The sequence below is a fragment of the Agathobaculum sp. Marseille-P7918 genome, assembly GCF_964248325.1.
Lineage (GTDB): Bacteria > Bacillota > Clostridia > Oscillospirales > Butyricicoccaceae > Agathobaculum.
In genome coordinates this window covers 56,565-74,652 of the sequence record NZ_CAXTXI010000012.1, presented here as the reverse complement: position 1 = coordinate 74,652, position 18,088 = coordinate 56,565, and the positions used below count along the sequence as shown (strand labels likewise).

Annotated in this window: 17 protein-coding genes and 1 tRNA gene; 5 read left to right on the top strand and 13 right to left on the bottom strand. The window is 53.4% G+C overall.

Annotation, left to right across the window (positions count from 1 at the left end; translation table 11 throughout):
• Positions 1–12: 12 nt before the first annotated feature.
• The 6 genes from ACESSO_RS14230 to ACESSO_RS14205 all read right to left on the bottom strand — a co-directional run bounded on the left by ACESSO_RS14230 (position 13) and on the right by ACESSO_RS14205 (position 4,556).
• Entirely contained in the window at positions 13–864 is an 852-nt protein-coding gene (locus ACESSO_RS14230) for an aldo/keto reductase (protein WP_373166187.1), read from the bottom strand.
• 76 nt (positions 865–940) lie between these two features.
• A complete protein-coding gene (gene dmpI, locus ACESSO_RS14225; protein WP_373166186.1) occupies positions 941–1,123 on the bottom strand; it encodes a 4-oxalocrotonate tautomerase DmpI in 183 nt (60 codons plus the stop codon).
• Between the two features lie 23 nt (positions 1,124–1,146).
• Positions 1,147–1,683 carry a flavodoxin family protein gene (locus ACESSO_RS14220; protein WP_373166185.1) on the bottom strand — a complete coding sequence of 179 codons (537 nt, stop codon included), beginning with the start codon at positions 1,681–1,683 and terminating at the stop codon, positions 1,147–1,149.
• Positions 1,684–1,696: 13 nt separating this feature from the next.
• Complete coding sequence (locus ACESSO_RS14215) at positions 1,697–2,638, bottom strand: aldo/keto reductase (RefSeq protein ID WP_373166184.1); 942 nt, start codon at positions 2,636–2,638, stop codon at positions 1,697–1,699.
• A gap of 94 nt (positions 2,639–2,732) precedes the next feature.
• Positions 2,733–3,476: a flavodoxin gene (locus tag ACESSO_RS14210; RefSeq protein ID WP_373166183.1), complete on the bottom strand. Its 744-nt coding sequence runs from the start codon at positions 3,474–3,476 to the stop codon at positions 2,733–2,735.
• A gap of 192 nt (positions 3,477–3,668) precedes the next feature.
• A complete protein-coding gene (locus tag ACESSO_RS14205) occupies positions 3,669–4,556 on the bottom strand; it encodes a LysR family transcriptional regulator (RefSeq protein WP_373166182.1) in 888 nt (295 codons plus the stop codon).
• An 801-nt stretch (positions 4,557–5,357) separates the two neighbouring features.
• Between ACESSO_RS14205 and ACESSO_RS14200 the strand changes: the two genes are divergently transcribed.
• Entirely contained in the window at positions 5,358–5,558 is a 201-nt protein-coding gene (locus ACESSO_RS14200) for a helix-turn-helix domain-containing protein (RefSeq protein WP_373166180.1), read from the top strand.
• 24 nt (positions 5,559–5,582) lie between these two features.
• Positions 5,583–6,590 (top strand): hypothetical protein, encoded by a 1,008-nt coding sequence (locus ACESSO_RS14195; RefSeq protein WP_373166179.1) that lies wholly within the window; start codon positions 5,583–5,585, stop codon positions 6,588–6,590.
• A gap of 66 nt (positions 6,591–6,656) precedes the next feature.
• On the opposite strand, the gene ACESSO_RS14190 is transcribed toward ACESSO_RS14195, so the two are convergent.
• From ACESSO_RS14190 to ACESSO_RS14180, 3 genes are all read right to left on the bottom strand, one after another.
• Positions 6,657–6,733: transfer RNA gene (locus ACESSO_RS14190), tRNA-Arg, on the bottom strand.
• 210 nt (positions 6,734–6,943) lie between these two features.
• A complete protein-coding gene (locus ACESSO_RS14185; RefSeq protein WP_373166223.1) occupies positions 6,944–7,273 on the bottom strand; it encodes a DUF1622 domain-containing protein in 330 nt (109 codons plus the stop codon).
• Positions 7,274–7,309: 36 nt separating this feature from the next.
• Positions 7,310–8,680, bottom strand: a complete 1,371-nt coding sequence (locus ACESSO_RS14180) for a TrpB-like pyridoxal phosphate-dependent enzyme (RefSeq protein ID WP_373166178.1) — start codon at positions 8,678–8,680, stop codon at positions 7,310–7,312.
• A 512-nt stretch (positions 8,681–9,192) separates the two neighbouring features.
• Between ACESSO_RS14180 and ACESSO_RS14175 the strand changes: the two genes are divergently transcribed.
• The 3 genes from ACESSO_RS14175 to ACESSO_RS14165 are packed head-to-tail and all read left to right on the top strand — an operon-like array spanning position 9,193 to position 12,965.
• Positions 9,193–10,164 (top strand): leucine-rich repeat protein, encoded by a 972-nt coding sequence (locus ACESSO_RS14175; RefSeq protein ID WP_373166177.1) that lies wholly within the window; start codon positions 9,193–9,195, stop codon positions 10,162–10,164.
• A 12-nt stretch (positions 10,165–10,176) separates the two neighbouring features.
• Positions 10,177–11,466, top strand: a complete 1,290-nt coding sequence (locus ACESSO_RS14170; protein ID WP_373166176.1) for a VWA-like domain-containing protein — start codon at positions 10,177–10,179, stop codon at positions 11,464–11,466.
• Entirely contained in the window at positions 11,463–12,965 is a 1,503-nt protein-coding gene (locus ACESSO_RS14165) for an AAA family ATPase (RefSeq protein WP_373166174.1), read from the top strand. The genes ACESSO_RS14170 and ACESSO_RS14165 overlap by 4 nt, the downstream gene beginning before the upstream one ends.
• A gap of 158 nt (positions 12,966–13,123) precedes the next feature.
• Here the strand turns inward: ACESSO_RS14165 and ACESSO_RS14160 are convergent, their stop codons facing one another.
• The 4 genes from ACESSO_RS14160 to ACESSO_RS14145 form a co-directional block, all read right to left on the bottom strand.
• Positions 13,124–14,605, bottom strand: a complete 1,482-nt coding sequence (locus ACESSO_RS14160; protein ID WP_373166172.1) for a UxaA family hydrolase — start codon at positions 14,603–14,605, stop codon at positions 13,124–13,126.
• Positions 14,606–14,620: 15 nt separating this feature from the next.
• Entirely contained in the window at positions 14,621–16,111 is a 1,491-nt protein-coding gene (locus ACESSO_RS14155; RefSeq protein WP_373166171.1) for a tagaturonate reductase, read from the bottom strand.
• 86 nt (positions 16,112–16,197) lie between these two features.
• Entirely contained in the window at positions 16,198–17,487 is a 1,290-nt protein-coding gene (locus ACESSO_RS14150; protein ID WP_373166170.1) for a TRAP transporter large permease, read from the bottom strand.
• A complete protein-coding gene (locus ACESSO_RS14145; RefSeq protein ID WP_373166168.1) occupies positions 17,484–17,984 on the bottom strand; it encodes a TRAP transporter small permease in 501 nt (166 codons plus the stop codon). Before ACESSO_RS14145 ends, ACESSO_RS14150 begins: the two co-directional genes overlap by 4 nt.
• Positions 17,985–18,088: the final 104 nt, after the last annotated feature.

The window sequence follows — 18,088 nt, the reverse complement described above, 5'->3', positions numbered from 1 at the left end:
TAGTCCCAGTGGTTATTGCTCAAAGCGAATATTGTGGAGTCGATAAACTTCATCCAGACTTGTGATGTTGAGAATCACTCCCTTGCCGCTATCCATTTTCTGAATTTGTTGCAAGTCTTTCTCTGACAGTATAAAATCCTCCACAGCAAAGTTTTCACGGATTCTTTCGGCGTGTACCGATTTGGGAATCGCCACTATTTTTTCCTGCGTCAACCACCGTAAAATAACCTGTGCAGGGGACTTTCCGTAGATTTTCCCAATACAGCTTAAAACGGGGTTGGTGAATATCTGATTTTGTCCTTCCGCAAAAGGAGCCCAAGCCATGGGTTGAATGTGATACTGAGCCATCAGTTTCCGAAGTTCTGTCTGTTGGCAGAATGGATGCAGCTCCATCTGATTTACCATAGGGGCAATCCGGTGGCTGAGAATCAGATCGGTGAGCCGATCCGGAAGGAAATTGCATACGCCAATGGCTTTGATCCGCCCCTCCTCATAAAGCTCCTCCATGGCTCTCCAACTTCCATGGTAATCGCCATAGGGCATATGGATTAAATAAAGATCCAAGTAATCCGTCTGCAAATTGTTCAGAGTTTTCTCAAACGAGCGCTTCGTTTGTTCATATCCAGTGTCTTGAATCCAGACTTTCGACACGAGAAAAACATCTTCTCTCCGAATCCCGCTGTTACGAACCGCATTTCCAACTGCTCTCTCGTTACCATAACAAGCAGCTGTGTCAATTAAACGATACCCTGTTTTTAATGCCTCGGTGACAGCTCTCTCGCACATGGAAGCATCTGTAATCTGAAAAACGCCAAATCCCAGCAAAGGAATTGTTACGAAATTTCTTAATTGTACAGTTTCCATTTTTCTTCTTCCCTTTCTCACTTGACTGGCATGGTACAATGGGCGAAGCGGTACACCGCCTCGCCCATTCCCTTTGTTATGTTTCGCTGAGCAGCTTTCCGCCGGCTCCGATATTCTCCGCCGCATTTTCTTTCAAATAGACAATGATGGCGGATGCGGGCAGGTGAAGGATTCTGGATGCCGTTTCGGTAAATTCTTTTACAAGTTGCTCCTTCTGCTCTTTATGCAGATGTGTAGTCTCCAATAAGATAACGGGCATATTCTTCTCCCTTCCCGTGTGCTTTATCTCAAACGAACGCCAAGCTGATAGGCCATCTGTGGATAAGGGGAATGTTTTGTCATGGACGGTGTCCCGCAGCCATATCCCAGCACCATGCCCATGTCCTGCAAGTTGAGATAACGCACCAAGGTCTTATAATGCGCCTCCAGCGCGTCAAACGTCCAGTCGTCACTATTCCACGCTACTGTAAGCAAGGCGGATTTCATATGCTTGCTGTGAAGCGAGCTGTTAAACGCACAGAATCGGTCAATGAGTGTCTTGAGCTGAGCGGACATGCCATAATAGTACAGCGGAGTGGCAAACACCATCATATCCGCGTCCAGGATTTTGGCCCGGATTCCCTGCATGTCATCTTTCTGAGAACAAGGGCCTTCATAGCCGCAGTGGATACAGCCAGTACAGGGATGAATGTCAGCATGGGCTACATCGATGATTTCCACCGTATGGCCCGCCTCCTGAGCACCCTGACGGAAGCATTCCGCCAGCAGATGGGAAGAGCCTTGCCGATTTGGGCTACCCAGCAATACAACGATCTTCATTTGCTGGACCTCCTTATTTCATCTCTTTCTCCCAATAGCGGATTACATTCAGGGACAAACCGGCAGCCAGCTTCTCCATGGCGGCAATTTCGTCCACCGTCAGTTCCAGAGCAGCAGCCTTTGCAGCATCCTCCACCTGATACACCTTGGTGACACCGATGATGGGAAGCGTTCCCTTAGCGATGGCCCATGCTACAGGCACCTGTGCCGGAGCTACGCTGTGTCTATCGGCAATTTCCTTGAGGCAGACATTCAGCTTTTCCAGCTCAGGCAGCATGGGGTTGTAGACGGCGGCACGGTCAGAGCCTTCCGGGAAGGGATGCTGGGTGTCATATTTCCCGGACAGAGCCCCTTGCTCCAGCACCATGTAGGCAAAGAAGGTAATGTCATTTTCCTTGCAATAGTCCAGAATGCCGGAATCTTCGGAAGAGCGGTTGAGCAGGCTATAATGGTTTTGAATCGCAGAGATGCGAAGCCCTTCCTTCCCAAGAATCTCGGCAGCCTCCTTGATTTCCGCCAAATTATGGTTGGAAAGACCGATGCGGCCGATTTTACCCGTCTTGGCCAGCGGAATCAGCTTGCGAACCCACTCTGGAGCCCCCACAGGATTGTGAATCCAGTAAATATCCATGTAGTCTGTTCCTAGCAGAGTGGAGCTGGTTTCATACATGGCAACCACAGCATTATCCACCGCCAGGTCCGCGCACTGGGGCGTAAATTTATCCGAAATCAGATAGCTTTCGCGGGGAACGGTGCGCAGGAACTCGCCCAGCACCTTTTCCGAAGTGCCCATGCCATAGGCATAAGCGGTATCCCATAAATTCAGCCCCGCCTGCATGGCAGCGTCAAATACGGGACGCAGCTGCTCTGGCGTCAGCGTACCGCCAAAGGTTCCATCATTGCCCCAAGCCCAAGCGCCAAGCGCGATTTTAGGCATCTTTTCATTCTCGGTCATGACATATTCCTCCATATTTTCAATTAGATTGAAAATTATTACGCACTTGCAGTAAATGGTTGGCAGCGCTCCTTATTGCTATTCCTATTGCTGTTTAATATCCAAGCCCCTTTACCCACTCTTGGACAGCGCCTTGCGAAGATGCTGCATCCTCTTCATAACAATCAAAGATGTTGTCGGAGATGATTGCCTCCGGTGCTGCCTCTGTGATAATTTCTACACTGCTGGCCAGTCCGCCGGTACCATGGGAGCAGAAAAGATAGACCTGTTTGCCCGAAAGGTCATTTTGCTCCAGAAAGGTAAGCAGCGCCATGGGTACACCATACCACCAGTTGGGATATCCAAGAAAGACCGTATCGTACTGATCCAGATTCTCAACGTTTTCTTGTAGCGCAGGTCTGGCATTTTCGCCCCGTTCCTGATTGGCTCTGGCCAGACAATCGTCCCAGTCACTGGAATAGGGTTCGGTCACGCGAATGGAGAATAAATCCCCGCCAGTCACTTCCTGTACCCAGCCAGCCAGTGCCTGCACATTTCCGGGAGCAACCACACTGGGTGAGGTGACCGCATCCACATCATCTTCCAATACAGCATTGTCAGCCCAGGAAAAATAGGCAACAAGGATATTGGAAGACGTTGCTCCATCGGCTTCATTTACCGTGCCGTCCTGCGCAGTTTCTTGCTGTAAAAGCTCCCCCGTCTCAGAAGTCTGTTCCTGCATCTGTATGAATCCTTCCGATGGTGTGTTTCCTGCTTTCGGCTCATTTGTCGCATTTCCGCATGCTGTTAGCGAAAACCCAAATGCAGCAGTTAAGAGCATTGCAATCATCTTTTTCATATTGCTTCCTCCTGTGATATACGTTTTGGGGGATAGCAACTGCTATGGGTAGATTGTGATTTTATTATAGAATTCGTTATATGAAATGTCTAATACCTATATTTTATTATTTATCATACGAATAAAGCATGGTTTTGGCATATCATGTCTACATAAAAGAGGGCGTCAAGTCCATCTGACTTGACGCCCTCTTTAACGCATTTGCGCACGCATCATGTTAATTTCTTGAATAAACAAAGAGGTTGCTGGAGAAAAAATCTGATTTTTCTTCCATACCAGAACACTTCGCGTGGTTTTCTCTGGCTGTATCGGGATAAATTTAAGATTTGGGCTGCTGCGGACTGCCAATGCACCATCCAAACAAAAGGCGCATCCCATACCCTCTTCCACCAGCAAAACAGCGTTGGAAAGAAGCGTATAGCTCAAAGGAATGTGTAAATTCTTTTCTTCCCTTCCGATCCAGTTGATGATATCCTCCCGAACCTTCTCACGCAAAGGCAAAATCAAAGAATACTCCGCAATGTCTTCCGGCGTGATTACCTCTAAACCTGCCAAAGGATGGTCTGTCCTCATCAGTACACCCCATGTTTCCTTTTGCATCAGACGCAGATATTCGTATTTATGCACGTCTATCGGCTCCAATAATAGCCCGACATCCACCAACCCCTTATCCAAACGATCTTTGATATTGTCCGCCATCTCATTATACAGGTGAAACTGGACAAGGGGATATTTATCAGAAAATTGACAAATCAGCTTTGCCATCATGCGGCTTCCAATTGCCTCTGACGCACCAACATTGATAATTCCTGTTACGCTTTCGCTTTTTTCAGCAAACCGCTGTTCCAACCGATCAGCCAACTCAACAATCTCTTCTGCACGCTGTCGAAAAAACAGCCCGTCGTCCGTTAAAGTCAAGCCCTTTTTCCCGCGTAGCATAAGCGTCGTGCCAAGCTCTTTTTCCAGATCCATGAGCTGACGACTAAGAGTAGGTTGTGTCACATGCAGGACATCCGCTGCGCGTGTAATATTTTCTTCCGTAGCCGCAGTCAAAAAATAGCGCAGTGTTCTCAGCTCCATGCCATGTACCTCCTATTTCATATATTATTATATTTACATATATAAGCCAAAAAAGCAACGCAAACTAAACATAAATCACCTTTATGTTTTACTGTTTTTCGTCCCTTGCACTATAATTTCTGCCGCAATCAACAACAGGTATAACGCTTCCTCTTGTTAGAGAAAATGACACACCCGACAAAACATGATTTATCTGGCATTGGGCACTGGAGGAGATGCACTGGTCATCATACAATCCCCATTCTGAAAAATGACATATCAAAACGCCCAGATGTTCTAGCCGCTATCCGTTTTCCGAAGAAGGAGTCGGATAGCAGCGTTTATTTATGCCCAAATGCTTTGATAATAATCACTCAAAATTTCTCAAAGAACTACAGAGAGTCGACCAAAAACCACCAACTGTAGTCGGAATTTTGCTACAATGATTTTGGAAAGGCTGCTTGGCCGGAGCTCGGCATGAGCTGCAACGGCGTCTCCCGGCTATAGAGGACTTAAAGTAAAGATTTTTGTCGCAAACTCTACGCTATGTGAAGCGATTATGCCTCCCTGTAGACCAAAATTGTGGTATGCTTGCAGTAGAAGGAAAAAGCATGGCGTAGAGGAAAGCTACGCAGCCAAAGCGGCTGATGCGTACTGCCGCGTTAGCAAAAAATATTGAACTTTATTTGAACAACGAATCCGACATCTTTGCATTTTGGGCGTATATTGCTATAATAGACCTGCCAACGATCAGAAATCTGCAGCAAGGAGGCGTATAGCAATTTGAGCAGTGCATGGGTGCTGCCACAGGAGGGACAAGATATGAATAGGAATATTGTACAGGATCAGGGCGTGGAGAAGAAAACCTACTCTGTTGTGGAGATCGCAAAGATCCTCGGCATCAGCGAACGAAGCGCTTACTATTTTTGCAGTCATACGACGGATTTCCGCGTGCTGCATCTGGGAAGGCTTGTTCGCATACCCAAAGAGTCTTTCGACCAATGGTTTTCCGGTTGCTCCTGATCCACCCGTTCTGTGGAGGCAACTATGGCAACAATTAAAAAAAGAGGTTCCAAGTATGCGGTAATCTATGATTATCGAGACGCACAGGGACAACGGCATCAAAAGTGGGAATCCTTCTCCAACAAGGCGGATGCCGAAAAATTCAAAAGGAAGGTGGAATACAAAAAATCCTGTGATTCTTTGCTGACACCTTGCTCACAAACCGTGGCGGAGTACCTGATGCAGTGGGTAAACGTCTATGGCAAAGCCAAATGGTCATTCAGCATGTATACCTCATCTTTAGCTTTGATCCGAAATCATATCATGCCGGAAATTGGACAAATCCCGCTGCAGAAGTTGCAGCCGATCCATATCGAGATGCTGTACAACACGCTGCGGGGCAAAAAATGCAATGGCCCCAAAGGACATGCACCAAGTGGGACGAAAACACCCTGTCTTTCTTCTACGACAATCCGTCACGTCCATACATTACTGAAAACTGCATTCGACAAAGCAGTGGACTGGAGATTGATCGAAGAAAGCCCGGTCGTATGCGATGCGCCTAAAAAGAATAAGACCGAGCGCCGGATCTGGACGCCGGAAATGGTGCGGCCGGCTTTGGACGATATGGAGCACTCTCTGCTGCATCTGGCGGTGCATTTGGCGTTTATCTGTTCGCTGCGTATTGGTGAAACGGTTGCGTTGACCTGGGAGGATGTTGATTTCGATCAGAACCTCATCCGTGTGCGGCACACGCTCCAGCGTGTCAGCCGTGAGGCTTTGGATTCCGTCCCGGCGGACGGCTTGGTGCAGGTGTTTCCGCCCAGGGTTAAGAAAACCAACACGGTGTTGGTCCTCAAGACACCCAAAACGGCAAACAGCAACCGGTTTGTGTACTTAACTCCGGCGCTTCGACGAGAGCTAATGCTTCGGAAGGCAACGGTGGCAAAGCAAAAAGCGTATGCCGGTGAAGCGTATTCAGACTTCAATCTGGTGTTTGCTAACAGGCTGCTAACAGGAAATTGCCGATTTTCTGTTGGCAGCAAAAATTGAAAACCCTCAAAAAATTAAAAAAACAAGCGATTTCTTACGAAATCGCTTGTTTCCCACAAGAAAAAGTGGTACGCCAGAAGGGATTCGAACCCCCGACCTTTTGGTTCGTAGCCAAACACTCTATCCAGCTGAGCTACTGGCGCAAATGATTCACTTGTGTTTTCTCAGCCGAACTTTTTGCTCAGTTTCGACTGCCTAAATAGAATACCACAACGTATCGCTTCTGTCAATCTTTTTTTCAAATTTTTCTTTAATTTCTTTTCTCCTTCTGCAAATCCCCCTTTTCCCCTCTCATTCCAATCAGAGCCGCCGAAAACCACGTTCGGCGGCTCACATGAAATGGATTGTGCGACCTATTCTGCCGGCAATTTCACCGCAACCTGCTCTTCATTTTTAATCTCCCAGTGAATGAGAACAGTTAACGCCGCGCGCAGCAGAATGATCGCACCAACCAAACCTACCTCCTTGAACTCGCGCACAATTACGGTGCGCAGAATTTCGCTGCCCAGCTTGAACTCCAGACCGAGCGCCAGCCCCTTGGCAAGCGTCAGGCGAGTCAACGGATCGCGGCGCGCATAGTGCCAGACGCCCTGTACACCGGCAACCGCAATCACTGCCACACCAACATATTCAAATAGCAGGATAGCCCAGGAAACAACAGACTCGAGCAGATGCTCCGCCATGTCCACGACAGGCCTCACCTCCACACGAAATGGATTTTATTCCGGCTGAGCAGGCAGTGTGTCAAAACCGACCTGCAATTCTTCATCCGTCGGCACATGGTTCGTCATTGTGCCGTTGTGATACGCTTCATACGCTGTCATGTCAAAGTATCCCGTACCCGTAAGGCCAAACAGAATGGTCTTGGCTTCGCCGGTTTCCTTGCATTTGAGCGCCTCGTCAATCGCACCGCGAATCGCATGGCTGGACTCCGGCGCGGGCAGGATGGTTTCGACCTTAGCGAACAGTGTTGCCGCCCCAAACACATCGGTCTGCTTAGCAGAAACCGCCTCCATATAGCCGTCGTGATACAGCTTGGAAAGAATCGGGCTCATACCGTGATAACGCAGGCCGCCCGCATGGTTGGCCGCCGGCATAAAGCCGTTGCCCAGCGTATACATGCGCGCCAGCGGCGTCACATGGCCGGTATCGCAGAAGTCATACGCGTACTTGCCGCGGGTAAACGACGGGCAGGAGGCCGGTTCGACTGCGATAATGCGCGGGTCCGCCTTACCCAGCAGCTTATCCTGCATGAACGGCGCAATCAGACCGCCCAGATTGGATCCGCCGCCCGCGCAGCCGATGACGATATCCGGATATTCGTCCAGCATCTCCATTGCCTGCTTGCTCTCCAGGCCAATAATCGACTGATGCAGCAGCACTTGATTGAGCACCGATCCGAGCACATAACGGTAGCCCTCATGCGTAGTTGCCATCTCAACCGCCTCGGAAATTGCGCAGCCGAGCGAACCGCCTGTGTTCGGGTCCTGCGCAAGAATTGCACGGCCCGCTTCGGTGGTATTGGAAGGCGACGGCGTTACATCCGCACCGAAGGTCTGCATCACCGCCTTACGGTAGGGTTTCTGCTCATAGGAAACCTTGACCATATAGACCTTGAGATCCAGTCCGAAATACGCACATGCTTCGGACAGCGCCGTGCCCCACTGGCCCGCGCCGGTCTCGGTGGTCAGGCCTTTGAGTCCCTGCTCCTTGGCGTAATACGCCTGTGCGATAGCCGAATTGAGCTTGTGGCTGCCTGAGGTGTTGTTGCCCTCAAACTTGTAGTAGATCTTCGCCGGGGTGCCGAGCGCCTTTTCCAGATTGTAGGCACGACACAGGGGCGACGGACGGTACAGCTTATACATATCCAGAATCGGCTCGGGAATATCGATATAGCGATCCGTGCTGTCCAGCTCCTGATGCGCCAGCTTTTCGCAGAAGATAGGATAGAGCGCCTCCTCGGGCAGCGGCTGATGCGTGCCGGGGTGGAGCAGCGGATCGGGCTGTTCCTTCATGTCGGCGCGCAGGTTGTACCACTGCTTGGGCATCTGATCTTCGGTTAAATACAATCTGTGCGGAATCTTTGCCATGGTAGGTTCTCTCCTTTTTATATGAAATATGTGAGTCAACGAAATAAAAAAACTCCTGTCCCATGAAAATCATGGGACAGGAGTTGATAACAAACTCTTGCGGTACCACCCAGGTTGACGCAAAATGCGCCCGCTCACTTTCACATATCCAACAATATGCGCTCCCCGGATAACGGGTGGAGTCCCCGTCGCAGTTACTTGGAGTTTCCTCCGTTCGCCTTGCCCTGCTAAAGTCCATTCACAAGGTCCTTGCCTGCCGCGATCTCACCACCCGCGGCTCTCTTGGAGGTTTGGTCTCCCTGCTACTCGTCTTCGTCATTGGTTTTTCAGTATGGTGACAGTATATTCTCAGCCAGCGGATTTGTCAAGCGCTTTTTGAGAATTTCTATATTTTATTATTCTGATATTTTCTTATTATAAGAATCAACTCTGTCGCGTCCTTTCCTTGCCGCCCCGTCATGCGTGTGCTATAATCAAACCAGACGAAAATTATCCGAAAAGGAGAGCGGAATATGCGCGTAATCGACGGCGAAAACGACCTTTTACTGAGCTGTGCGCACATACCGGACGGCATCGCCATTTTGCGGTGCGAGACGCGCGACGATACCGTGCGCTTGCCGGACAATATCGACGGCGTGCCGGTTACGCAGCTCGGGCCTTATGCGCTCAGCGAACGCGCGCCCGTTCTTTCCAAACAGGAGACATTTTCCATCCGCATCACCTGCGGCGGGCCGGAGCCTGTGCACGACGCGAACGCCATCCGCTCGGTCACGCTGCCGGGAGACTTGCAGAGCGTGGGCAGCTATGCATTTTATAACTGCCGCCGACTGGAAACCATTACCCTGCCCCAAGCGGTCACGGACTTCGGCGGCGGAGCGCTGATGAACTGCCGCGCACTGCACACGGTTGTACTGCGGGCCGAGCCGAACACCCCCACCTGCCTGCAAAAGCTGCTGGGCGAGCACGCGGGCGAGTTGGACGTACGCTTTGACGGCAATACGCCTGCGCACCTGCTGTTTCCCGCCTACACGGAGGAACTCGAGGACCTCTCCCCCGCGCACATCTTCCAGCGCCGCATCCACGGCGCAGGCTATGGCTACCGTCAGTGCTTTGACGCGGGTGTACTTAGTTTCCGACAATATGACCTTGCGCTCACCGGCCTGCTCGAGCGGCATGACTTTGCGGTTGCCGCACGGGTCGCCGCACGGCGGCTGGCTGTCCCGTATGCCCTGTCCGATACCGCACGCGACGCATATCTCGACTGTCTGCGTGCGCACGGCGGCGCGCTGCTGCGCGGGTGCGCTGCCGCCGGCGAAAGCGCGGCGATTTCCTTCCTGCTGTCGCTCGGCGTGCTGACCATCGCCGATGTGGAAACCGCCTGCGACGCTGCCCGCGAAAAAGGGCAGACTGCGGCGCTGTCCGTGCTGCTGGCCGCCTCCGGCAAAAGCACCGCTCGCGGCCGCGCCAAAACCTTCGACCTGTAAAGGAGCTTTTCCATGCCTCAAAGCGAACGCTGGAACGCCCTCGGGCGCGAGATTTTATTCTCCGCCCGCACCGAATTATATATGAGCCTGCCCTTTCTGGACGCCGCGCTGTCTGCGCTTGCCGTCTCGGACGGGTTTGACACCGCCACCCTTGCCACCGACGCACGCAGCCTGTACTTTAACGGCGCGTGGCTCGCACAGCAGCTCGAGCGCGGCCGTCCGCGCATCAACCGTGCCTATCTGCACAGCGTATTTCACTGTCTGCTGCGCCACCCCGCGAAAACGCGCGGTCGCGACCGCGATTTGTGGGATTTGGCCTGCGACGTAGCGGTGGAAAGCATACTGGACACGCTGGATTACCGCTGTTTGCAGGCGGATAAGCCCTCTGTGCGGCGGCAAAACCTGTACCGCAGCCTGCGTGCGGAGATGCCTGTGCTGACCGCCGAGGCGATCTACCGGCAGTTCCGACGCGACCGGTTAAACTCCTATGACTGCGCCACACTCTCGCGTGTATTCGCGGTCGATGAGCACTCGCTCTGGCCCGAAGAAGGCGACGACGAGCAGGACAAGCAGTGGCAGCGCACCGCCGAGCGCACCCAGACCGCGATGGAAACCGTGTTCTCGAATCAGGCGACGGGCGGCGAAGCCGTGCGCGAGCAATTATCCGTCACCACCCAGCACACGACCGACTACCGCGCATTCCTGCGGCGGTTTGCCGCGCTGCGTGAGGAGGTCGCAGTCGACGCGGATTCCTTCGACTACGGCTACTATGCCTACGGCCTGCGGCACTTCGGCAACATGCCGCTCATCGAGCCGCTCGAGACGCGCGAGGTGCGCAAAATTGAGGATTTCGTCATCGCGGTCGACACCTCGATGTCCACCTCGGGCGAGCTGGTGCGCAGCTTCCTCACGCGCACCTACGAGCTGTTACAGGACAGCGAGAGCTTTTTCCGGCATATCAATCTGCGCATTTTGCAGTGCGACGACCAGATTCGCGCGGATAAACGCATTGCCAATGCACGCGACCTTACCGATTATATGGAGCATTTCGAGCTGATTGGACAGTCCGCGACCGACTTCCGACCGGTGTTTGAATATGTTGACCGGCTGGTGAGCGAGGGTGCGTTCCACCATCTGCGCGGGCTGATTTACTTTACCGACGGACTGGGGATTTACCCCAAAAAACGCCCCAAATACGACGCGGCCTTCGTCATGCTCGAAGGCGGTGCCTACCCCGAAAACGTCCCGCCGTGGGCCATCCGCGCCGTGCTGCGCGAGGACGAGATAGGAGAACCACTATGAACATCAAACGAGCCAAAAACGAAATCAAAAACGCGCTGCGCGCCTATCTTGCGCGCGACGAGTTCGGCGCGTACCGCATCCCGCCCATCCGGCAGCGTCCCATCCTGCTGATGGGTCCGCCGGGCATCGGCAAAACGCAGATTATGGAGCAGATCGCGGACGAAACCGGCGTGGGACTGGTGTCCTACACGCTGACCCATCATACACGCCAGTCCGCGCTCGGCCTGCCTTATATCGAGCATGAGAAGTTCGGCGGACAGGAATATACCGTCACTGCCTACACGATGAGCGAGATTATCGCCTCGGTCTACCGAGAAATCGAGCGCACAGGCGTTTCCGAGGGCATCCTGTTTCTCGACGAAATCAACTGTATTTCCGAAACGCTGACCCCCATGATGCTGCAATTTTTGCAGTGCAAAACCTTCGGCAACCAGCAGCTGCCCGCAGGCTGGGTGGTTGTCGCCGCGGGCAATCCCCCCGAATACAACAAATCCGTGCGCGAGTTCGACGTGGTCACGCTCGACCGCGTCAAGCGCATCGACGTAGAGGAGGATTTCGCGGTCTGGAAGGAATACGCCTACCGCCGCGGCATCCACGGCGCGATTTTGTCCTATCTGGAGATTCGGCGCGACCATTTTTACCGTGTCGAGGCAACCGCAGACGGCCTGCAGTTTGTCACCGCGCGTGGCTGGGAGGACTTATCCGAGCTGATGCAGGTATATGAAACACTCGGCTTACCAGTCGACCGGCAGGTCGTCGAGCAGTATCTGCAATTGCCGCGTGTCGCCAGCGATTTTGCGAATTATCTGCAATTATACGATAAATATAAGCGCGTTTACCGCGTAGAGGAAATCCTCGACGGCTCGTGGGAGCGCGTACGCGCCTCCGAGCTTGCCGGCGCGCCGTTCGATGAAAAGCTGGGCGTGCTGGGCCTGCTGCTGTCACGGCTGGCTGACAGCGCGCGAGAGACCTACCGGCTGGACGGTCTGACCGATGCGCTGCATCAGGACCTCACCCGCATCCGCGAAGGCGAAAAGACGCTCGGCACACTGCTGGACGACAAGCGCGCTGCGCTCTCCCGCCGCCGCGCCGCCGGTTCGACCGACCGCGACGCACTGTTTATTGCGTCGCGCGAGACCGAGCGGCTGGACGCCTTCCGGCAGGGACTGTCGCTTGAAAAGATTCCGGCTGGACGCGCCTTTGATTACCTCAAAGAGAAATTTCAGACCGACGTGCAGGCGCGCGCGGACGCGGCGGACAAAACCGACCGCGCACTTGCCAACGCTTTTGCCTTCCTCGACGAAGCCATCGGCGACAGTCAGGAGATGGTGCTGTTCGCCACCGAGCTGACCGCGAATTACTTCACCTCTTGGTTCATTCAGAACTTTGGCTGCGAAGCCTATTTTGCGCACAACAAGCGCCTTCTGTTCGACGATACGCAAAAGCACCTGCTGGAGGAAATCCAACAAACCCGCGCCGCAGAACACTCCAACGAATAAATCGTACCACAAAGCGCACATATAGCAAAAACAAGGCCGCCAATGCGGCCTTCTTTTCATATGAGAAAACGCCGCAGAGCCTCAGCGCTACGGCGTTTTCCATTCAAAGAAAGTAGAAAAGGGAATAAGGTAATATCAAAAGAAAACACATGCCTGCCTCAGAGCGTAACGCCATCCTTAAAGATTGCGATTTCCCGATAGCCAAGCTGTTCGCTCTTGGACTGTCGGCCGCTGGCGATCTGCAAGACCAGATCGAACAGGCGCGCCGCCGCATCCTTAATCGGTTCACCGTCGGCCACCGGACCGGCGTCAAAGTCGATCCAGCCGGACTTCTTTGCCGCAAGCTGGCTGTTGCTGGCAATCTTAATGGTTGGCGCGGGCGCGCCGAACGGCGTGCCGCGACCGGTGGTGAACAACACGATATGCGCACCCGCCGCCGTCATGGCCGTAGCAGAGACAAGGTCGTTGCCCGGGCCGTACAGCATGTTCAGGCCGTGCGCGGTCACTGCATCTCCATAGCCGATGACGTCCACAATCGGTGCCGTGCCGCCCTTCTGCACGCAGCCGCAGGACTTATCCTCCAGCGTTGTGATGCCGCCTGCTTTGTTGCCGGGCGAGGGGTTTTCATACACTGTCTCATGATGGCTGATGAAATAATCCTTGAAGTTGTTGAGCATACCGGCCGCCTTGTCGAATACCTCACGGCTGACACAGCGGCTGAGCAGCATGCCCTCAGCGCCGAACATCTCGGGTACCTCGGTCAGCACGGTCGAACCGCCGCGGGCGATCACCATATCGCTGAACGCGCCGACAGTCGGGTTTGCAGTGACACCGGACAAGCCGTCCGATCCGCCGCACTTCATACCGATCACCAGATCGCTGACCGGAATGGGCTGACGGGTGAACTGCGCGGCAAATGCAGCGCACTGCTCCAGCAGTTTGCGACCGGCTGCGAATTCGTCCTCGACCTCCTGACAGGTCAGAAACTTGACACGGTTTTCGTCGTAGGGGCCAAGCTCCTCGAGAAATTGATCGTGCTGCAAATTCTCGCAGCCGAGGCTGAGTACCAGCACCGCCGCTGCGTTCGGATGACGCACGAGCGCCGCAAGCAGTTTGCGGGTCTGCGCGTGGTCCGCGCCGGTCTGCGAGCAGCCATAGGGGTGCGTAAAGGTATACAGGCCCTCAATGGAGCCACTCACCAAATCCTGATTGTCCGCAACCATCTTTTTCGCCACGTCATTGACACAGCCGACGGTCGGAATAATCCAGATTTCGTTGCGAACCGCCGCGCGGCCGTCTTTGCGGCGGAAACCCATGAAGGTTTCCGGCTCGACAGCCGATACCGACGGAACAGCAGGCTCGTAGGTATATTCCTCTTCGCCCGACAGATTGGTTTTCATATTATGGGTATGCACCCATGCGCCAGTCTCGATTGCCGCCGTGGCGTGACCAATCGGATAGCCGTACTTGACAACAGACGCGCCCTCCGCGATCGGCTCGAGCGCAATCTTGTGGCCCTGCGGGATGTCCTCGACTGCGGTGACGGTCACACCGCCCGCGGTCAGCGTCTCGCCCTTGCTGACAGGATGCAGCGCAACCGCTACATTATCCCGCTCGTTAATGCGAATGAGTTTTGTCATAGCATATTTCCCCGCTTACAGACAGGAAGCAAACGCAGCCTCCGCACCTTCCGTGCGGATTTTTTCCAGATCTGCCAGAACCGCAGCTTCCACACCGTCGATCTTCGTCAGGTCCTGATCCCACATCTGCTCGTTGGTCAGCACCGCGTGCACCAGTTCAGCGTCACTGTCGTCACGGTGCGCCCAGTAGAACTCAAGCGCCCAGCGGTCATCCGAGCAGGTGTAGGTGTTGCCCTTCGCACGCTTGCAGACCAAGCCCTTGTCGGTCAGCTCCTGCACGTCGGTCGAATAGAAGGCGATGTAGGCAGCAAGGCTCATGGTCAGGCATACCGGCAGCTTGCCCTCCTTCTCGATGTACTCAAGGAAGCTGGGCATGTTGCGCGCCTTCCACTTGGAGGTGGAGTTGAGCGAAATGCTCATCAGCTCGTGATCTACAAACGGGTTGTTGAAGCGGTCCTCCACGGCTGCCGCGAAATTCTCCAGATCGTCCTTGTCAAGCGGCAGGGTCGGGATAACTTCCTCGTGCAGCATCTTGTTCATGAAGCCCTTGATATGCTCGTTGTGCATGCAGTCGCGCACGATATCGAAGCCCGCAAGGTATGCGCCGAGCACAAAACCGGTGTGCGCGCCATTGAGAATGCGCACCTTGCGCTTCTTATACGGGGTAACGTCCGGCACGACGATGCAGTTGAGGCCGGCCTTTTTAAAGGGCAGTTTGTCTTCCAGCCATGCCGGACCTTCGATATTCCAAACACCAAACACCTCGCCCACGTCGATCAGCTCGTCGTGATAGCCGTTCTCCTCATCCATTTTAGCCGCCTCGGCAGCGTCCTTGATGCGGCCGGGCACAATGCGGTCGACCAGCGTAGAACAGAAGGTGCACTCACCGCACCAAGCCTTGAAGTCCGCTTCAAGGCCCCACTGCTCGATGTACTGACCGACGCACTTCTCCAGTTCCTTTCCGTTGTTGTCAATCAGCTCACAGGACAGGATAACCAGCGGCTTCTTGCCGGCCTGCCAGCGCTTATACAGCACCTGCGTGAGCTTTGCCGGGAATGAGGACGGCGGGCAGTCATCCTTCCGGCAGGCAGGATCATACACGATACCGGCCTCGGTGGTATTGGAGACGATGTATTCGAGATCATCGGACACCGCAACTTCCATCATCGCATCATAGTCTGCCTTCTCATAAGGGTTAAGGCAGCGGGACACCGAGGATATCACACGCTTGCGATCCACCTTCTCACCATTCTCGCGGCCGCGCAGATACAAAGTATACAGGCCCTGCTGATCGTTTATCTGCTTAGCCAGACCCGGTGCAATCGGCTGTACCAGAACCGCCTTGCCGTTCCAGCCAACCTTTTCGTTGGACATGTCAAACCAATAGTCCACAAAGGCGCGCAGAAAATTGCCCTCACCGAACTGAAGAATCTTTTCCGGTGCGTTTTCCAAGATATAGCCCGTATAACCGGACTTTTTCAGTACTTCATAATTGAGTTTTTCCATCATCATTCTCCTTATACAAACAACCCGGAAACGGCGGAGAAACCTCCGCCGTACCGGACAATAACCTATGGATGAACCAAAAACGTTCAGCCACCGAACAGGGACAGGATACCGGTAGAGAAGGCCGGTACATAAGTGATCAGAAGCAGGTTGACGAGCAGGAGCAGATAGAACGGAACTGCTTCCTTGATGAACTTGCCCGTCTTACAGCCGGTAATACCGCAGGTGACGAACATCAGCGTGCCCATCGGGGGCGACAGCGCACCGATGGCGTTGTTGAAAATATAGGTCATAGCAAACTGGATTTCGTTGATGCCGTACGCCAGAGCAATCGGATGCAGCAGCGGAACCAGAATGATCATAGAAGCGTTGCCTTCGATGAACATGCCGACGATCAGCAGGAAAATGTTGACGATCAGCAGGAAGATGTACTTGTTATCAATGGTGGCAACGATCCACTCTGTCAGCTGCTGCGGGATACGCTCCTTGGTCAGTACCCAGGAGAACACGCCGGCGGCAGCAACGATCAGCATGATGGACGAAGTGGTGCATACGGTTTCTTTGAAGCCACGCTTGAGGTCATCCCAACGCATCTCACGGTAGACAACACCCAGCAGCATAGAGTAGACAATAGCAACCGCACCGGCTTCGGTCGCGGTGAACAGGCCCAGACGGATACCGCCAATGATGATAATCGGCAGGCAGAGCGGCAGAATAGCGGGCTTGAGAGCCGTACCGAATTCTCGCCCCGAAACACGGGTGGTACGCAGCGGCGCATAGCCGCGTGCCTTGGACACAAAGCGAACCAGAATCATCATAGTGATACACAGCAACGCGCCAACACCCAAGCCGGAAATGAACAAATCACCAATCGAAACATTTGCGATGCAGCCGTACAGGATCATGGAGATTCCGGGCGGAATCAGCGGAGTGATCATCGCGGAAGCCGCCGTGACGACCGTGGAAAATTCCTTAGAGAAGCCTTTCTTCTCCATTTCCGGAACCAGCATCTTGGCTTCCATTGCGGCATCAGCCAGGTTGGAACCGGACAGGCCGCCCATCAGGGTGGACAGCAGCACGTTTACCTGTGCCAGACCGCCGTACATACGACCGGTCAACACTTCACAGAAGCCCATGATACGGGCGGTAACGCCGGTGTAGTTCATCATGATACCGGCACATACAAAGAACGGGATTGCCAGCAGCGAAATACTTTCCGCGCCGGTAATTGCCTGCTGCGCAAATACAATCGAATTTACGCCGGGATTCATCACAAAGTATACAGCTGCACCGCCCAGGACCGAAACAAATACCGGCACCTTGAGGAACAGCAACACGAGCATGACGATGGATGCAAGTGCAAGTACACCATTCATACTTCAAGCGCCTCCTTTGCCTCGGATTTTACGCCCTTGAACAGCGCATAGAAGTAGCTGACGATCATCAAAATATAGGATACCGGCGCGATGCCATAGACAAATGTATACGGAATCTTCAGCATCGGAGTCGAACGACCGCTTTTTACAAAAATATTGATAAAGCCAATGCTCTGATAGAACAGATACGCCAAAACGACAACTACAACCACGGAAATAAAGATTTGCGCAATTTTTTGTGCTTTTTTCGGCATCATATCGACAATCATTTCGATTGCCACCTGGTTGCCGGCACGGAATGCCGCGCCCGCCGCTGCAAATACGATCCATACCATGCAGGACGTCTGCACTTCTTCCAGCCAAGTGAACGGCGCGCCAAGCACATAACGGAAAATAACGCCCGCAAAGGTCAGGATAATCAGGATCGCCAGCACAACGGAGGCTACAATCGTATCCAGATTGCACACAACCGCGCGCAGCTTACTGCCTTGCTTCATGTGTTTTACCCTCCTCAGAAATGGATAACCGGCAGCGGCAGAACGCGCATTGCCGCTGCCGGTTGGAAGTCACTTCATCTTTTCTGTGTTATAATCAAACGCTT